The sequence below is a fragment of the Helicobacter pylori genome (genome assembly GCF_015904775.1).
GTDB lineage: Bacteria > Campylobacterota > Campylobacteria > Campylobacterales > Helicobacteraceae > Helicobacter > Helicobacter pylori_DM.
Genome location: NZ_JADZNC010000009.1, coordinates 24,895 through 41,325, shown reverse-complemented (window position 1 = coordinate 41,325; position 16,431 = coordinate 24,895). Strand labels below are relative to the sequence as shown.

The 16,431-nt window shown below is 39.6% G+C and carries 17 protein-coding genes and 7 tRNA genes; 1 reads left to right on the top strand and 23 read right to left on the bottom strand.

The features are described 5' to 3' along the window. Window positions 1-216: 216 nt before the first annotated feature. The 13 genes from rplL to I6852_RS05585 all read right to left on the bottom strand — a co-directional run bounded on the left by rplL (window position 217) and on the right by I6852_RS05585 (window position 5,331). Window positions 217-594 carry a 50S ribosomal protein L7/L12 gene (gene rplL, locus I6852_RS05645; protein ID WP_001018228.1) on the bottom strand — a complete coding sequence of 126 codons (378 nt, stop codon included), beginning with the start codon at window positions 592-594 and terminating at the stop codon, window positions 217-219. Between the two features lie 44 nt (window positions 595-638). After that, window positions 639-1,133 (bottom strand): 50S ribosomal protein L10, encoded by a 495-nt coding sequence (rplJ, locus tag I6852_RS05640; protein ID WP_001171774.1) that lies wholly within the window; start codon window positions 1,131-1,133, stop codon window positions 639-641. Between the two features lie 110 nt (window positions 1,134-1,243). Continuing rightward, window positions 1,244-1,948: a 50S ribosomal protein L1 gene (rplA, locus tag I6852_RS05635; RefSeq protein ID WP_001085847.1), complete on the bottom strand. Its 705-nt coding sequence runs from the start codon at window positions 1,946-1,948 to the stop codon at window positions 1,244-1,246. 44 nt (window positions 1,949-1,992) lie between these two features. Then, window positions 1,993-2,418, bottom strand: coding sequence for a 50S ribosomal protein L11 (gene rplK, locus I6852_RS05630; RefSeq protein WP_001085997.1), 426 nt, complete (start codon window positions 2,416-2,418; stop codon window positions 1,993-1,995). A 17-nt stretch (window positions 2,419-2,435) separates the two neighbouring features. Next, window positions 2,436-2,963 (bottom strand): transcription termination/antitermination protein NusG, encoded by a 528-nt coding sequence (nusG, locus tag I6852_RS05625; protein WP_000384125.1) that lies wholly within the window; start codon window positions 2,961-2,963, stop codon window positions 2,436-2,438. A 29-nt stretch (window positions 2,964-2,992) separates the two neighbouring features. Continuing rightward, window positions 2,993-3,172, bottom strand: a complete 180-nt coding sequence (secE, locus tag I6852_RS05620) for a preprotein translocase subunit SecE (RefSeq protein ID WP_000362130.1) — start codon at window positions 3,170-3,172, stop codon at window positions 2,993-2,995. Window positions 3,173-3,312: 140 nt separating this feature from the next. After that, window positions 3,313-3,388: transfer RNA gene (locus tag I6852_RS05615), tRNA-Trp, on the bottom strand. A 39-nt stretch (window positions 3,389-3,427) separates the two neighbouring features. Then, complete coding sequence (gene rpmG, locus I6852_RS05610; protein WP_000865159.1) at window positions 3,428-3,586, bottom strand: 50S ribosomal protein L33; 159 nt, start codon at window positions 3,584-3,586, stop codon at window positions 3,428-3,430. Window positions 3,587-3,619: 33 nt separating this feature from the next. Then, on the bottom strand, window positions 3,620-4,819 hold the full coding sequence (gene tuf / locus I6852_RS05605; protein WP_001040574.1) for an elongation factor Tu: 1,200 nt from the start codon (window positions 4,817-4,819) through the stop codon (window positions 3,620-3,622). 126 nt (window positions 4,820-4,945) lie between these two features. Beyond that, window positions 4,946-5,020: transfer RNA gene (locus I6852_RS05600), tRNA-Thr, on the bottom strand. Between the two features lie 30 nt (window positions 5,021-5,050). Continuing rightward, window positions 5,051-5,127: transfer RNA gene (locus I6852_RS05595), tRNA-Gly, on the bottom strand. A 16-nt stretch (window positions 5,128-5,143) separates the two neighbouring features. Then, window positions 5,144-5,228: transfer RNA gene (locus I6852_RS05590), tRNA-Tyr, on the bottom strand. Between the two features lie 27 nt (window positions 5,229-5,255). After that, window positions 5,256-5,331: transfer RNA gene (locus I6852_RS05585), tRNA-Thr, on the bottom strand. Between the two features lie 186 nt (window positions 5,332-5,517). Here I6852_RS05585 and I6852_RS05580 point away from each other — a divergent pair. Further along, window positions 5,518-7,254 carry an ABC transporter ATP-binding protein/permease gene (locus tag I6852_RS05580; protein ID WP_197292007.1) on the top strand — a complete coding sequence of 579 codons (1,737 nt, stop codon included), beginning with the start codon at window positions 5,518-5,520 and terminating at the stop codon, window positions 7,252-7,254. 10 nt (window positions 7,255-7,264) lie between these two features. Here I6852_RS05580 and I6852_RS05575 read toward each other — a convergent pair whose 3' ends face one another. The 10 genes from I6852_RS05575 to I6852_RS05530 form a co-directional block, all read right to left on the bottom strand. Beyond that, window positions 7,265-7,933, bottom strand: a complete 669-nt coding sequence (locus tag I6852_RS05575) for an HAD family hydrolase (RefSeq protein WP_197292008.1) — start codon at window positions 7,931-7,933, stop codon at window positions 7,265-7,267. Window positions 7,934-8,035: 102 nt separating this feature from the next. Next, the gene (locus I6852_RS05570) at window positions 8,036-9,025 is read right to left on the bottom strand and encodes a DNA adenine methylase (RefSeq protein ID WP_197292009.1); all 990 of its coding nucleotides are present in this window, start codon (window positions 9,023-9,025) and stop codon (window positions 8,036-8,038) included. Between the two features lie 8 nt (window positions 9,026-9,033). Next, the gene (locus tag I6852_RS05565) at window positions 9,034-9,735 is read right to left on the bottom strand and encodes an HNH endonuclease (RefSeq protein WP_197292010.1); all 702 of its coding nucleotides are present in this window, start codon (window positions 9,733-9,735) and stop codon (window positions 9,034-9,036) included. A gap of 91 nt (window positions 9,736-9,826) precedes the next feature. Then, complete coding sequence (gene cysE, locus I6852_RS05560) at window positions 9,827-10,342, bottom strand: serine O-acetyltransferase (RefSeq protein ID WP_000886351.1); 516 nt, start codon at window positions 10,340-10,342, stop codon at window positions 9,827-9,829. A 288-nt stretch (window positions 10,343-10,630) separates the two neighbouring features. Beyond that, window positions 10,631-10,717: transfer RNA gene (locus I6852_RS05555), tRNA-Leu, on the bottom strand. A gap of 53 nt (window positions 10,718-10,770) precedes the next feature. After that, window positions 10,771-10,857, bottom strand: a tRNA-Leu gene (locus I6852_RS05550). A gap of 73 nt (window positions 10,858-10,930) precedes the next feature. After that, window positions 10,931-11,248, bottom strand: a complete 318-nt coding sequence (locus I6852_RS05545) for a F0F1 ATP synthase subunit C (protein ID WP_000669961.1) — start codon at window positions 11,246-11,248, stop codon at window positions 10,931-10,933. A gap of 132 nt (window positions 11,249-11,380) precedes the next feature. Further along, window positions 11,381-13,447: a polyribonucleotide nucleotidyltransferase gene (locus tag I6852_RS05540; protein WP_197292011.1), complete on the bottom strand. Its 2,067-nt coding sequence runs from the start codon at window positions 13,445-13,447 to the stop codon at window positions 11,381-11,383. Between the two features lie 2 nt (window positions 13,448-13,449). After that, complete coding sequence (locus I6852_RS05535; protein WP_197292012.1) at window positions 13,450-14,154, bottom strand: phosphoribosyltransferase; 705 nt, start codon at window positions 14,152-14,154, stop codon at window positions 13,450-13,452. A 14-nt stretch (window positions 14,155-14,168) separates the two neighbouring features. Continuing rightward, window positions 14,169-16,430: an LPS-assembly protein LptD gene (locus I6852_RS05530; protein WP_197292975.1), complete on the bottom strand. Its 2,262-nt coding sequence runs from the start codon at window positions 16,428-16,430 to the stop codon at window positions 14,169-14,171. Window position 16,431 lies beyond the last annotated feature (1 nt).

The window sequence follows — 16,431 nt, the reverse complement described above, 5'->3', positions numbered from 1 at the left end:
TTCAAGCCTTTGATCAAAAATTTTGAGTTATTTAATGCATTAATTCAAGTAAGCATTGCAAAAGGATCTTTAAACTTTAGAACCATCCATGATAAAAACACCAAACCCACCTGCAATACTAACCACTTTAGGCCACACGCTCACAAACAAAATCATGGAGCAAAATCTGCCACGCTAGAGCAGAGAAAGGCGCAAAGGCCTTTCTGTTTTTAAGTCTTACTTGACTTCAACCTTAGCGCCTACTTCTTCAAGTTTCTTCTTGATGGTTTCAGCTTCTTCTTTATTCACGCCCTCTTTAAGCACATGAGGGGTTTTTTCGGTAGCATCTTTAGCTTCTTTCAGGCCAAGTCCAGTGATTTCACGAACCACTTTAATCACCTTAATTTTTTCAGCACCGCTATCGGCCAAAATCACATTAAATTCGGTTTTTTCTTCGCTCTCAGCCGCTGCACCGCCAGCTACAGCCGCACCCGCTACGACCGTTGGAGTCGCACTCACGCCAAATTTTTCCTCAAACATTTTAACCAATTCAGAAAGCTCTAAAACGCTCAATGAACCAATATATTCTAACACTTCTTCTTTTGAAATTGCCATAATCCAATCCTTCAAATTTTTTTAATTAAAGCCATCATAGGCTCTTAGTTTTCTTCTTTCGCTTTACGCAAATTGTCTAAACCGGTCACAAAATAACGTGCCGGAGCCGTCCAAACAGAAAGCAACATTCCCATAAGCTCTTCTTTGCTTGGGAGTTTTGAAACCGCTTCCACATGAGCTACGCTAACGCTTTCTTTATCAAACAAGCCCGCTTTCAACACAAAGTGATCTTTATGCTCTTTTTGGAAATCAAACACGAGTTTAGAGAGAGCGATTTGATCACCGCCCCACAAAAACACATTGGTTTCTTTCAAATCCAAATCAGAATAGCCAGCCTCTTTCATGGCAATATGAGCGAGAGTGTTCTTAATCACTTGCACTTTAATGCCTTGATTGCGAGCCTTATTCCTTAAAGCTTCCAACTTTTTCACGCTAAGACCCTTATAATCGCAAATTAAAAGGGCTTTGGCATCTACAAATTGCGACTTTAAGTTAGCGACTAGCTCTACTTTATGCTGCCTTTGATGTTGTTTTTGCATCTTTTCCTCCTTTCTAGACTAGACCTCTGCAAGATTATCTTTTTAAAAAAGAAATTTTAAGCTTTTTAGCTCTTACGATCTTCAGCCTAAGATTAAAAACTCCCCTAACGCTATTTAATATCCATCAATTCCTGTGCGTCCAAACTCACTGAAGGCGACATGGTAAGCGAAAGAGCGGCGTTTCTAATATACTTGCCTTTCGCGCTACTGGGTTTTAGGCGGTTGATCGTTTTCACCAACTCAAGCATGTTTTCTTTGATTTTTTCTTCAGGAAAACTCGCTTTGCCAATAGGGGCATGAACATTGCCCTTTTTATCCACCCTGAAATTCACTTGACCGCTTTTAGCGTTAGTAACCGCTTTAGCAATATCCATCGTAACGGTTCCGGTTTTAGGGTTTGGCATCAAACCCTTAGGGCCTAAAATCCTACCCACTTTACCGACAACCGCCATCATATCAGGCGTTGCGATCACCATGTCAAAATCAATACGACCATTTTTGATTTCTTCAGCCAAATCGTCTCCGCCAACGACATCAGCCCCAGCGTTCTTGGCTTCATCTTGCTTAATGTCTTTTGCAAAAACAGCCACCCTTACTTTTTTCCCTGTTCCATGAGGAAGCACCACCGCACCGCGCACCATTTGGTCCGCATGCCTTGGATCAACCCCTAGTCTTAACGCTACTTCCACGGTTTCATCAAATTTGGCTGAAGCGAGAGATTTAACCACCTCTACGCCTTGCTCTACGCCATACGCTTTATCGTTTTGAATTTTAGAAAAAAGTTTTTCCAATCTTTTAAATACTTTTTTTGCCACGATTCTAATCCTTAAAAATTTCTTTCAATTCCAACAAAACCCAATCAATCCACAACTTCTACGCCCATGCTCCTAGCGCTGCCCATAACGATTTTTTTGGCCGCTTCCATGGTGCTTGTGTTTAAATCTTCCATTTTCAATTGTGCGATCTCTTCCACTTGCTTGTGGGTGAGCTTTGCGATCTTATTTTTAAGCGGGTTGTCAGAACCTTTTTCAACCCCAGAAGCTTTTTTGATCAAATCCGTTACTGGGGGCTTTTTAGTGATAAAAGTGAAACTCTTATCTTGATAAACTGTGATAATGACCGGGATATTAAAACTCCCCATGTCTTTAGTTCTTTCGTTAAAAGCCTTACAAAACTCCATGATATTAACCCCTCTTTGACCCAATGCTGGCCCTACGGGAGGTGAAGGGTTTGCCTTACCGGCAGGGATTTGAAGTTTGATTTCTCCGACTACTTTTTTAGCCATGTTTTCTCCTTAAAAAGTTATATAATTTTTTCCACTTGCGAATGCAAAATCTCTATTGGAGTGTTCCTACCAAAAATAGAAACATTGAGCTTGAGCTTACGATGCTCCACATCATACTCTTCTACCGTAGCGGTAAAGTTTGCAAAAGGGCCTTCCACCACGCGTACCACTTCGCCTTGCTCAAAAAAGATTTTGGGCTTGGGGGCTGCCCGGTTATTCATTTTTTCTAAAATATGCCCAATATCCGCTTCACTCAATGGGGTTGGCTTTTTGTTTTCTCCAATAAAACGGCTCACTCTTGGCAAAGATTGTATCTTATGCCACAAAACCGTATCTAAATCCACCTTAATAAACACATATCCAGGATAAAGGCTTCGTTCCGTTACCTTTGTCTTGCTTTTTTTAGAAACCTCTATAATATCTTCAGTAGGCACAATGATCTCTTGTATCCTATCTCTTATATCATGGTCATTCGCTAAATTCTCAATCGCTTTCTTAACGGACTGCTCGCTCCCTGAATAAGTTTGTATGGCATACCAATCCATTATCATTCTCCTTATTTAAAGCCACCAACCTATAAAACACTAGAGACAAAAGCCCCTAGAGAAAAATCCAACAAAGCTAAAAATAGCGTGATAGCACTCACCACCACTAAAACAGAAACAAGTGCGTTGCGTATCTGCTCTTTAATGGGAAATATCACTTTAGAAAGCTCTTCTCTAGCCAATCTGTATTGCATGAGCCATTTATCCATAGTCTCTTGTTGCCCTCACTTTAAACTTATACATTTAATTAAAAGAATTTTCAATTTTATCCAAAATAGCTTAAACTAAAATTAAAAAACTTAAAAAACAACCCAATTGAAACATAAATTTGATAGAATAAATTAGTAGATGGCAGGCCAGGAGGGACTCGAACCCCCAACAACCGGTTTTGGAGACCGACGCTCTACCATTGGAGCTACTGACCTAACCTCCCCTCCTTTTAAATCACAACACAAAAGAAAGAACTAGCTCTTCAATTTGATTTCTTTATGAAGAGTGTGTTTGTTTTCCCTTGGGCAGAACTTCTTAAGCTCCAGTTTTTCAGTGTTAGTTTTAGCGTTCTTGGTTGTGCTGTAATTGATATCTTCACAATCAGAACACTTCAACCCTATTTTAACTTTCATAATGACCCTTTATGGTAACTCTTTTTGCTAATATTATTCAATAATATTGCTCACAACACCAGCACCAACGGTCCTACCGCCTTCACGAATCGCAAATTTAGTTCCCAACTCTAACGCAACAGGGCTAATCAATTCTACAGTGATTTTCACATTATCGCCAGGCATAACCATTTCTACGCCTTCAGGAAGGGTGATAGAGCCAGTCACATCAGTCGTGCGCACATAGAATTGCGGGCGGTAGTTGGTGAAAAATGGAGTGTGTCTCCCGCCTTCTTCTTTAGAAAGGACATAAATTTCTCCCTCAAATTTCTTGTGCGGAGTGATAGAACCTGGTTTGCATAGAACCATACCGCGTTCTACTTCTTCTTTTTTAGTTCCTCTCAAAAGCACGCCCACATTATCGCCGGCTTCACCTTTTTCCAACTCTTTCCTAAACATTTCTACACCGGTTACAGTCGTTTTTTGTGTAGGTCTGATACCAACGATTTCCACTTCATCGCCTACTTTCACCACGCCTCTTTCAATCCTACCTGTAACCACAGTCCCTCTACCCGCAATAGAGAACACGTCTTCAACCGGCATCAAGAAAGTTTTTTCAGTGTCTCTTTCTGGAGTAGGGATATAGGCATCCACTTCAGCCATAAGTTTAAGCACTTTTTCACCCCATTCACCCACATTACCAGCCTTTGCTTCTTCTAAAGCTCTCAAAGCTGAACCCGCTATGATAGGAGTGTCATCGCCAGGGAATTCATACGCGCTCAACAACTCGCGCACTTCCATTTCCACAAGCTCTAACAATTCTTGGTCATCTACCATGTCTTGTTTGTTTAAGAAAACAACGATGTGAGGCACACCTACTTGACGAGACAATAAGATATGCTCTCTAGTTTGAGGCATAGGACCATCAGCTGCAGAAACAACTAAAATCGCTCCGTCCATTTGCGCCGCACCGGTGATCATGTTTTTTACATAGTCAGCATGTCCTGGGCAATCCACATGCGCATAGTGTCTGTTTTCAGTTTCATATTCAATGTGAGAAGTAGCGATAGTGATCCCTCTTTCTTTTTCTTCAGGGGCGTTATCAATATTATCATAGTCTTTCATTTCTGCAAGACCTTTCAAAGAAAGCACCGCTGAAATCGCTGCACTCAAAGTCGTTTTACCATGGTCTACATGCCCAATGGTTCCAATATTAACATGCGGCTTAGTTCTATTAAACTTTTCTTTTGCCATTTGTATTTCTCCTTAATTTTTTGAAATGGATTTTAGAATTATACTAAACAAAACCCTAAGTATTCCTAAATGCTACTACAAAATTTAAGACATTTTTGTCTTATCGCCATTCAAGAGGTTATAAACTGGAGCCTATAAGCGGAATTGAACCGCCGACCTCTTCCTTACCAAGGAAGTGCTCTGCCTCTGAGCTATATAGGCGTCTCAAAAACTAAAATGTTATCCTAAAAATGGAGCGGGAAACGGGACTCGAACCCGCGACCCTCAGCTTGGAAGGCTGATGCTCTAGCCAACTGAGCTATTCCCGCATCTATAAAACAAACATGGTGGTGAGACGTGGATTCGAACCACGGAAGACATAGTCAGCAGATTTACAGTCTGCCCTCGTTGGCCACTTGAGTATCTCACCAAAAACTTTACAAAATAACATTTTAACTGGAGCTGGCTAAGGGACTTGAACCCCCGACCTGCTGCTTACAAGGCAGCTGCTCTACCAACTGAGCTAAGCCAGCAACTAAAATAATCAAAGACTTGGGATTATAGCAGTTTTATACTTGACTTGTCAAGAAATGGTGACAGAAAGCTAAATTATTTGTATGGCACAGAGCATGGTTAAAATTTAGCTATAATCTAGCTCAATTTGGCTTAACACAGCTCAAAGCTTATTACATATAAAAGAATTTATGGACACTTAAATTATGGCGAAAAAAAAACATAAAATTTCTACTTTAAAATACTTTTTACGCTCTTTAAAGCAAATCTACATGCTCATCACTTTCAAGGAAAAAATGATTTTTTTCCTGCTTGTGTTGATGGCGGTTTTTTCTTCTTTTGTGGAAGTGATGTCCCTAACCCTCCTAATGCCTTTTATCACTCTCGCTTCCGATCCTAGCAGAGCTTTAGACGATAAAGATTGGAAAATGGTCTATGATTTTTTCCATTTTTCATCTCCCGTTCGCCTTATGTATTTCTTTAGTTTTTGCTTGGTGGGGATTTATTTGTTCAGGATGTTTTATGGGGTGTCTTTCACTTATTTGAAAGGGCGTTTTTCCAATAAAAAAGCTTATCAAATCAAGCAACAACTTTTTTTACAGCACATTAAAAGCAACTACCTCTCCCACCTTAACCACAACTTGGATTCTTTAAGAGATATTATCAATAATAAAGCGGATGGCATGTTTATGAGCTTTAACGCTTTTTTGAATCTACTCACCGAATTAACCGTGATCGTTTTTTTCTATTCCACGCTATTAATCACTAACTGGAAGTTAACGCTTATATTCACTCTAATCATCTCTATACAAATTTTTATTATCACTAAAAAAATCACCATTCTTATTCAAAAAAAGGGCGAGATAGCGGCAAAATCTAGGGCACAAACGCTTAAAGTTTTTTCCAAATTTTTCAGCAATTTCAAAATCACTAAACTCAAAGACAACCACGAAGAAGCCCACAAGCTTTTTGGAGAAAATAGCCGTAAAGCCCATGACACCGAGATTATTTATTCTACTTTGCAAGTAGTCCCCAGGTATTCATTAGAAACGGTGGGCTTTAGTTTGTTGATTTTAGCGGTCGCTTACATTTTATTCAAATACGGCGAAGCTAAAATGGTACTCCCTACCATTTCTATGTATGCTTTAGCACTTTATCGCACGCTCCCTTCTGTTACTGGCGTTTTGAATCAGTATAATGAAATCGCTTACAACCAGCTTGCGACTAACATTGTTTTTAAAAGCCTTACTAAAACCATCGTTGAAGAGGATTTAGTCCCTTTAGACTTTAATAAAAAAATCACTCTCCAAAACATCTCGTTCGCTTATAAGTCAAAACACCCGGTTTTAAAGAATTTTAATCTCACCATTCAAAAAGGTCAAAAAGTCGCTCTTATAGGTCATAGCGGGTGCGGGAAATCCACGCTAGCGGATATTATTATGGGGCTTACCTACCCTAAAAGTGGGGAAATTTTTATTGACAACACCCTTTTAACCAAAGAAAATATACGATCATGGCGTAAAAAAATAGGCTATATCCCCCAAAATATTTACCTTTTTGATGGCACTGTGGGGGATAACATCGCTTTTGGGAGCGCGATTGATGAAAAACGCCTGATTAAGGTGTGTAAAATGGCTCATATCTATGATTTTTTATGCGAGCATGAGGGCCTTAAAACCCAAGTGGGCGAAGGGGGCGCTAAGCTTAGCGGCGGTCAAAAACAACGCATAGGCATCGCAAGAGCCTTATACGATAACCCAGAAATTTTGGTTTTAGATGAAGCCACTTCAGCCCTAGACAATGAAACCGAGAGTAAAATCATGGATGAAATCTATCAAATCGCTAAAAATAAAACTCTAATCGTTATCGCCCACCGCTTAAGCACGATTGAACGCTGTGAAGTCATCATTGACATGAGCCAACACAAAGACAATCTTGACTAATCAGCTGGCTTTATTCTTGCTTGAAGTTTTGTAAATCAAACCCCTTAAAGCTCTCCAAATACTTCCCTTGATAGCCGTTTTGACCCACTAAATTTTTCAAAACCTTACTGTTGTAACCCAAAAACGCCACTTTATTAGCCTTAGCACTTTCATAGTCATTGACGCTATCGCCTATCATTAGCATGCGGCTTGGGTTATAGGCATATTTTTGAATGATATTAGCGATAATCTTGGGTTTATTGGGCGGACTCCCTTCAACGCTCCTAAAATACTTAGTAATCCCTAAAAACTCGCACAACACCTGCAATTCGCTATGCAAGGCCGCTGAAGCGATATGGAAAACATGATTTTTATAATGGTTATCAATAAACGCCATCACTTCGCTATTCAAATGCCCCCTATCAAAAAGCTTTTGTTCTATAATAGTGCCAAACTCTAGGGCTAATGCACCCACTTCTTCTTGAGCGATAGGGGTTTTTAAAATCTCGTTATAAAAATATTGGATTTTTTCATTCCTTGAAATCCCCCCGCTTTGATAATGATAAACTTCAAATTGTTTTAAACTCTCTTGATTCTTGTTGCCATGCTTTTGAAACAACGCCTTAAACCCTTCATATTTTAAATGCATGCTGTCAAAAATCACGCCATCAAAATCCCATAAAACCACTTCAAGCGCCATGATTTCCCCTTTTTTATAGGCTTATTTTGGTTTCATTTTACCTTATTCAAGCGATATTTAAGCGATTATTTTTTCCATTTAAAGGTTGGGCTATCTTGACTCTTATTTGATAAGAATATGCAAACACTCTTTGGTGTGTGCGGCTTTGTGGGCGCGTTTGTTATCCGCTTTAAAACGCATGTAGGTTTTGGTCATCAAGGAGTAAGCGCCGTATTTTTTTAAAATATTTCTAATCTCTGTTTCACTCATAAGCCCTTCATTGTTATAGCTTAAAAAGATGTATTTGAATCGTGCTGTTTTGATTAATTTTTCAAAAGCGTTTAAGATTTTAGCACGGGAGCAAAACGATGATTTCTGGTAACTGGGCAAGCCGGTTTTGCCTTTTGGAGCAAAGGGCGTATAAGCGGCAATCGTGTTTAATAAATGGTAATTCGCCCCGTATTGCCTCGCATTATAAGGAGGGTCTAAATACAAAATATCCCCTGAAATCTTTTCAATCAACTCGCTAGCGTCTTGCTGATACACTTCATTGGCGTTTGAACTCAAATCAAAATCAGCGCCTTTTAAAATGAGTTCTTTTTGAGCGCTTTTTTTAAGGCGTTTTAAAAAAGCCCCATAAACTGAAGCGGTGTTAGCTACCTTGTCCGCGCTTTCTAATAGCGATGCGAGCAAAAAATAATACGCATGATTATCAATGTTTTGAGAAAGCTTAAGCTCTTCAATTTTCAAACGCATCGCATCAATTTTTTGAGCGTTAGTTTCGCTAAAATACTGCCTTGAACTCCCCCCTAAAGAATAATGCGAATAAATAAAGCCTTTTTTTAAAGCAACGCTATTAATCCTGTCAATAAGCTCTTCTTTATTAGGGATTTCTTGAATGTTGCCGATATAATTTTGATTCAAAACAAAGCTATAATATTCCAAGTCATTAGCGATGATTTTATGGACAGCCTTTTTAAACGCGCGCCCCACAATGCCCGTCCCAGCGAATAGATCACAAAAAATCGCACCAGAAAGGTTGTCCCCTACAACCGCATGGATATTTTCCTTAATAAAGGGAATGAGCTTGTATTTAGAGCCGATGTAGTTCATTGCAACCGCTATAAAGTAGTTTTTTGATGGTATCCATTTTGATACCCATCACCATAGCCTTTTTGATACCCTTCATTGTATATCCTATCATTGCAAGTTTTCCTGTATTGTATGGGGTCATATTGATAGCAACCCACACAGCCATCATATTCAGCCTCCCCATCGTAGAAAGGATAATGATTGCCAGGAATTTTTCTTGCATCAAATCTATAGCCACTTTCTTTGCATTCTTTACAAATCTGGCGTTTCTTGTCATTACAAGCTTTACATAAAGCCTGAAAATCATCAAAAGTCTGTGCGTTTAAATCAGAAACTCTTGGATCATTTTTGCGGCCGTCTTTATGATCCACCTCTATTTGAGTGTTTTCAGAGTTGCCACGCGCACCGCACATCGCGCAACATTGTTGCTTATAGTGATTTTTAATGTCTTGACGGATATTTTGGTTAAAAACGCATTCGGTATTATAGCCATTCAAGCGTATTCTATCAATAGGGTTTCCTTGTGCTTTTCTATAGGCTTTTTCCAATTTAAATTCTTTAGCCAAAGCTGAGTTATCCCTACACCAAGTCCCTCCATTACTACCTGGAACACCCACCCCAAATAATCCTTGATATTTTCCTACAAATTCTGTAACGCTTACCCAACGACTCACCCCATTTTCATCAGGTTGTGCAAGCTCTAAAAATAGCTCTTTTTTACTTTTACTCATCTTTAAAATCCTTTCTATAAAATTTCATAAAATCTAATCAATTTATCTCAAAACAACCCGCATGGCGCAAACTCCAACCGCTTGTCTAAAATTAACGATCCTTTGTGATGGTTTTGGCTTTAGAGCCTACAGCCGTAGAACCCGTGGGTAAATCTGAAAGCACCACCGCATTAGCTCCAATTCTCACATCATCGCCCACGCAAATCGCGCCCAAGACCTTAGCCCCTGCCCCCACTACCACACGATTGCCTAAAGTAGGGTGGCGCTTGCCCTTAAACTTGCCCGTGCCACCCAGAGTTACGCCATGATAAATGGTAACATCATCTCCAATCTCTGTGGTCTCGCCAATCACCACACCCATGCCATGATCGATAAAAAGCCCCCTTCCAATCTTAGCGCCCGGGTGGATTTCTATCCCAGTGATAAAGCGCGCTAACTGAGAAAGCGCGCGAGCAATGAAGTAAAACCTCCGCTTGTGCAACGCATGCGCTAGGCGGTAACAAAGCAGCGCATGAATGCCCGGATAAAGCAAGAGAACCTCCCACTTATTCCTAGCTGCCGGGTCTTCTTGTAAGACACGCTCCAAGCTATAAGACAAATCCAACATTATAAAATCTCCAATTGGAATGTATTTGGATCAACATAACTTAAGCAGATTTTTCTCATCTATTCCAATAAAACTTGATACAAATTTTTCTTGTCATTATACCCAAACTCACGCTCCTTTAAATGGAGTAAAAACGCTCTCTCTTTTAATTCATTCAAAAGTTCGCTTAAACAACCCTTTAAAAAGACTTAAAAAAACCCGCTAATCCATCATTGATTTGGCATTTATTTGGAATAAAACTATTTTAAACGAAAAGATAAAAAGCAGATTGAAAAAGATTACTATTAATGGTGCCGAAGGTCGGACTCGAACCGACACGGGATTGCTCCCACCAGATTTTGAGTCTAGCGTGTCTACCAATTCCACCACTTCGGCGTGTATAGAGCAAAGAGTGAGATTATACCCACTTATTCCTTAAAAAAACTTAATGGTGCACTGGGCGAGACTCGAACTCGCACGAGATTGCTCCCACCACCCCCTCAAGATGGCGTGTCTACCAATTCCACCACCAGTGCTAAAAATTCAAAATAAGCAAATATTATAGCTAAATCATGCTTTTTAAGCAATAATTTAGCTCATCAAAAACCCTTAACTTAAGAATGGGTTACTATAAATAGCGATAATGGCAAACACTAGAGTATAAATCACTTGCGCTTCAATCATCGCCATGGCCACGAACATGGTTGTGAGCAATTTACCGCCCACTCCTGGGTTTCTCGCTGTGCCTGTAATGGTCGCTGCGGCCGCATTCCCCATACCTATCGCCCCACCAAAAGCGGCAATCCCTAGACCGATCATCGCCCCTAAGATGGAATAGGATTTAATCATATCCATCCCACCCATGCCACCATCATGAGCGAAAGCAACGCCCGCTAAAGCCAGAAAAAATAACGCTAAAAATTTCATTTTCACACTCCGTTTCAAAAATTAGGCTTGATTTTCATTTCGAATCGTTCCTCTACTTTCAAAAATACAAGCAAGGACTCATTTTAATCTAAATTTGCTTAAAATCTCTTTTAAAAACGCTTTTTAAAAATTTTAAGCCAAATCCAAAGCGATTTTACCCTTATTGAAGCTAATCACCCTACACCTGATACTATCGCCTTCTTTTAAAACCACTTGACACCTGTCCATGTTTTGTTTTCTTAACAAGCCTTCGCCCCCCTTAGGCAAGCTTAAAAACGCCCCAAAATCCACGATTCGTTTCACTTGAGCTTCTAACACCTCATCAATAGCGTATCGCTCCAATTCTTGATCTAAAGAATGCAAGTAGTTTAAAATAAATTCCTTAGTCTTTAAAACGCGCTCTTTATTCCCCATGATTTTCACTTCACCGCTCGGTTTATTCAAATCAATTTTAACCTCAAACTTTTCCACTATCTCTTTAATCACACGCCCCCCTTGACCGATAATTTCTACAATTTTATCTGGCGCGACATTAAAAATCTCCGTTGTGGGCAAATGGGAAAAATTGATCACAATCTTTTCTTTCGCTTCATGCATGATTTTTAAAATATGTTCTCGCGCTTCTTTGGCTTGGAGTAAGGCTTGGTATAAAATTTCTAGCTTGATACCGCTCATTTTGGTATCCATTTGCATAGCCGTAATGCCTTCTAAATTCCCAGCAATCTTAAAATCCATATCGCCTTCGGCGTCTTCTAATCCGCTAATATCGCTTAAAATGGCGTGATCTTGCCCTTCGCTCACCATGCCCATAGCCACCCCAGCGACTAAATCGTAAATTTCCACACCGCTTGCATAAAGGGCTAAAGACCCTGCGCACACGCTCGCCATTGAGCTTGAACCATTGCTTTCTAAAATCTCAGAAACCAATCGTATCACCTGCTCTTTATTTTTAATGCTCGTTTCTAAGGCTCTTTTAGCTAAATTCCCATGCCCTAATTCGCGCCTTGAAGCCGCGCCAATAGAGCTCGCTTCACCCACGCAAAAAGGAGGGAAATTATAATGGAACATGAAGCGCTCTTTGATAGGGGCTTTATGCTCCAAATTCTCATGGGTTTGAGCGTCATTATCCGTGCCTAAAACCCCTACCACTAAGCTTTGAGTTTGCCCCCTAGTGAATAAAATGGAGCTGTGCGCCATAGGGAGCAAATCGCTCTCTATCAAAATGGGCCGCACTTCTTCTAACGCGCGCTTATCCGGGCGGATTTTATCTTGAATAATCATGCGCCTTATCTCAGTTTTTTTCACTTTTTCTAAAGACAATTCAATTTCTTCTAAACTGAATTCTGAGTGGGCTTCGCTGATTTTTTTAGCAATTTCATTGAAAACATTTTCTCGCTCGCTCAAAGCAGAACTTTCAATGCCTTTGATGATTTCATCAAAATACTGGTTTTTCAATAAATCTAACAGCCTTTCATTAAAAATTATTCCTTGGCTTTCTTTAAAAAGCAGCTCGTTTTGGTGAGACGTGAAAACCTCTTCATAAAGCGTGCAGGTTTCTTTCAAACTTTTTTGAGCCAATTCTAAAGCTTTTAACATTAAAGGCTCTTCTAAAGCGTTTAATTGTTGCCCCAAAGATCGCATTTCTATCATGTTCAAACTCTCTTTTGTGCCGGACACGAACAAATCTAAACTGGATTGATTCAAAAGGCTTGTGTTAGGGTTAATGATAAATCCGTTATCCACCCTAGCGATCCTGCAAGCGCTCACGCTTTTAATGGGAGCGATATGGGCCAAAAAGAGAGCGGCTGAAGCGGCGTTTAAAGCAGAGACTTGCAAATCGTTTTCAATATCATGGCTTAAAACCATTAAAGTGATCTGGGTAGGGTAGCGGTAATCTTTAGGGAATAAAGGGCGTAAGGTCCTATCTATGAGCCTAGAGGTTAAGATTTCAAAATCTTGCGCCCTGCCTTCTCTTTTAACAAAACCGCCTGGGATTTTACCGGCTGCATACGATTTTTCTAAAAACTGCACCACTAAAGGCAAAAAATCTTCACTCACAGGCTCTCTTTCTATGCACACGCTCGCTAAAATAAGGGTTTTTCCTAAGCGATACATTAGAGAGCTGGTGGCTTGTTTGGCCACCTGTTTGAGAGCGAACTCTTCGGTTTTGTTACTAGAATTGATGGTGATAAAATCCATATTTAATGTTCCTTTTTTAAATTGGGCGCGTTGTTAGCGCCCAAGTATTTTTCAATTTCTTCATTGCTTAATCGCTTGAGTTCTTTATAATGATGCTCCACAGAGACAAAACATTCAGGGCGGTACACGCTAATCACCCCATCGCACAAACTTTCTAAGCCTTGAGCGACATTTTGCGCGAGAATGGGGGTTAAAATATAAATGTCTTGGCATTCTTTTTTCAAACAAGTTTGCACGCCTAACCCTGCTCTAAACCCGGTTTCAATCCCCCTATCTACGATAAAAATATTTTTATCTTTTAAGCTTTTGATCGCATTGCCTTTGCGATACTGATAGATGTGAGACAAAATGTCTTCTTCATAAGCCCGCTTGGCTTCCCCATAAACATAGTCTAAAGTGATGTCAAAGGAATTGATCAAACTTTCATTCATCACTATATCCATGCTTTCACTCACTAAAGCGATCTCGCATTTTGAGTTTAAAGGGGCTAGGATAGGTTCTAAAAAAAGTATATCATAAGTCGCTCCAAATTTTTGCGCTAAAGCGTGAGCTAAATACAAGGCGTTAAAACTCAAAGCGATCATGATGGAATCTTTTAAATCAATGTGGCGCGTGTGGATTTCATTAATCAGTTTGTTTAAAGCGTCTTCTTCATTGATAAAACGCATGCCCTCTATATCGGTGATATGGCTAAAGTCCGTATTCAAATCTGTTCCTTTTCTTACTTACGCTGTAAAGAGCGGTAAGTTACATTGGTTTTAGTGATCGGTGAAAAGTCTAATTCTAGCTTAACATAGTTATTTTCAAACACTCTTATAGGTTGGTTGGGATCACCGGTGAGGATAGGGCGTCGTTGGTTGACGAATTGAAAGCCAATCCCAAAACAACGGATTTTTTTATAAATCCCCACATTCCAATTTAAAACCACATTATTTCTAATATCATAACCCACATCCGCGCTCATGGAAAAATAGCCAAAGTCGTTGCTAAAACCCGCCTTTAAATAATCCGCAGGATTTTCTACAATGCTGTTAATCCCACTGCTAAAATTGTTCCTTAAAAAATAAGAGAGGTTAAAGCTTAAAAATTTGCGTTGGTAATTGGCGTTCACAGAGATTTCTTCTAGGCGGTTTTGATAAAACGAATAAAAGACATTCCCAAAGATGTTTAATCCCGTTAAGGGCGAAAACCCGATCTTGCTTTCTAGGGGCATTTTAAAGGGCGAAACTTTATCGTCAAGATTGATGAGTTGCGATATCTTAAAATACAACAACTCTTGCCCCCCTAAGCCATAAAGGTATTGCGTTAGGGTTAAATTCACCGTCTTATTGCTCGCATCGCTAGGTAAAATGCTATTAGGATTCCACACGGAGTCATACAAGTGCCCTTGATAATCGTAATCTCTCAATAAAGGCGAAGTGTAGCTGTTTAAGGCTTGCGTGCTTAAAGCATACATGTTTTGAGAAAATAAGCCATTCTTAAAGGTGTAATAAGGGATGTTGAAAATCGCTTCCAGTTGGATCGTGTGGAAAAGCTTGTTGTATTCTCTGGCTAAATCCGTATTCACATACATGGAAAAATTCGAAGACACAAAATTTCCAAATTCTCTTGATTCATTAGGGATCGTAGGCACGAAGGAATTTTTAGATTGCATTAAAGCCACATTAGATAGTTGGAGATCGTTCCAAAGCCCTATAGACAAATACTTTTTAAACAAAGAAAATTGCAAGCCCACCGGCACATTCAAAGCGTTTTGCACATAGCCATAGCCAATCTCTCTTGCGGTGTTTCTAAACTGGTAATCCACTGAATACAATAAATTCCTAAAATACAAAGAATTTAAATATTTATGGTATTGCAAATTAGGGACAGATTGGAAAGTGCGGTTATTGTTAATTTTATTCAGGTTTAAAAAATACTTGATATTCAAGCCGTAATAATTGTTTTCTGTTTGCAAATAGTAATTCGCCCTAGACATGTGCGTGGCGTCTGTGATGCGCTTATTGACCTTTTCAAAACGCACATAGTCCAAATCGTTCATGTATAAAAAGTCAATGTAATGCCCGTTGTCAATATTAGACTTAAGATGGAAGTATTTTTGTAAAGTGTCCCTACTGGAGCTTAAAAATTCAAAACCATAGATATTTTGATTCCTCAAATCATAGCGTTTGACGTATTGGGTGTAATTCCTAAAATAGCGCGCATTGAATAAAAACCTGTCGTCTTTAGAGTTGATGTAGCGTGCTTCAAAATTCAAGCCAAAACCCCTTTTATAGCGGATTTGTGGGGTAAAGGTCATATCCCATGAGTTTTTGGGGGCTAAATAAAAGGGTTGCAAATAAATAAAGCCGTCTAAGTTGGAAGTGCCAAACTCAGGGTATAAAAACCCAGTGGTGCGCTTGTTGCTCGTGGACATGAAAATATAAGGCAAATACAATACAGGAATATCGCCGACATAGATCTTAGGATTCCACATTGACAAATGCGATTTTTGCATGTTAAATGAGCCTGAAGTCGCATTGACATGCCAAATGGGGTTATCAATGCTGCACCCTGAAGCGCTCATGTTTTTAATCTTATATTTTTGATCCTTCCCGCTAGCAATATCCGCGCTCACCCAAATCCCGCTCACGCTGTCTTGGACATAAAAGGGGAAAATGATCTCATATTTTTCGTTCAAACTCAATTTCACATAATCGGTTTTAACGAGCAAACCCTCGCCCCTATAAACCTTGATATTGCCTTCTAATAACGCTTCTTTAGTCTTGGTGTCATAACGCACCTTATCCGCTAGAATATACACGTCATAATTCAATAGGATCGCATTCCCTGAGGCGGTTATCACATTGTCTTTAGCGCTCACTTTATCCGCAAGGATTTCAAAAATCTTATGGTTTTGTTTGTCAAATCGTTGCATAGCGATTTCTTTAGCGTCTAATACGCTCAACAAAAAAAAGACCGCCAAATACAGCCAACGAACCATT

Coding starts and splice junctions, on each gene's coding strand:
- rplJ (WP_001171774.1), bottom strand. CDS start 1,133: ATGCAAAAACAACATCAAAGGCAGCATAAAGTAGAGCTAGTCGCTAAC.
- I6852_RS05540 (WP_197292011.1), bottom strand. CDS start 13,447: ATGGATTTTATCACCATCAATTCTAGTAACAAAACCGAAGAGTTCGCT.
- I6852_RS05545 (WP_000669961.1), bottom strand. CDS start 11,248: ATGAAATTTTTAGCGTTATTTTTTCTGGCTTTAGCGGGCGTTGCTTTC.
- cysE (WP_000886351.1), bottom strand. CDS start 10,342: ATGTTGGATTTGTCTTATAGCTTGGAGCGTGTCTTACAAGAAGACCCG.
- I6852_RS05530 (WP_197292975.1), bottom strand. CDS start 16,430: ATGGTTCGTTGGCTGTATTTGGCGGTCTTTTTTTTGTTGAGCGTATTA.
- I6852_RS05580 (WP_197292007.1), top strand. CDS start 5,518: ATGGCGAAAAAAAAACATAAAATTTCTACTTTAAAATACTTTTTACGC.
- rplL (WP_001018228.1), bottom strand. CDS start 594: ATGGCAATTTCAAAAGAAGAAGTGTTAGAATATATTGGTTCATTGAGC.
- tuf (WP_001040574.1), bottom strand. CDS start 4,819: ATGGCAAAAGAAAAGTTTAATAGAACTAAGCCGCATGTTAATATTGGA.
- secE (WP_000362130.1), bottom strand. CDS start 3,172: ATGGATAAATGGCTCATGCAATACAGATTGGCTAGAGAAGAGCTTTCT.
- I6852_RS05565 (WP_197292010.1), bottom strand. CDS start 9,735: ATGAGTAAAAGTAAAAAAGAGCTATTTTTAGAGCTTGCACAACCTGAT.
- rplK (WP_001085997.1), bottom strand. CDS start 2,418: ATGGCTAAAAAAGTAGTCGGAGAAATCAAACTTCAAATCCCTGCCGGT.
- rpmG (WP_000865159.1), bottom strand. CDS start 3,586: ATGAAAGTTAAAATAGGGTTGAAGTGTTCTGATTGTGAAGATATCAAT.
- I6852_RS05570 (WP_197292009.1), bottom strand. CDS start 9,025: ATGAACTACATCGGCTCTAAATACAAGCTCATTCCCTTTATTAAGGAA.
- I6852_RS05575 (WP_197292008.1), bottom strand. CDS start 7,933: ATGGCGCTTGAAGTGGTTTTATGGGATTTTGATGGCGTGATTTTTGAC.
- nusG (WP_000384125.1), bottom strand. CDS start 2,963: ATGGATTGGTATGCCATACAAACTTATTCAGGGAGCGAGCAGTCCGTT.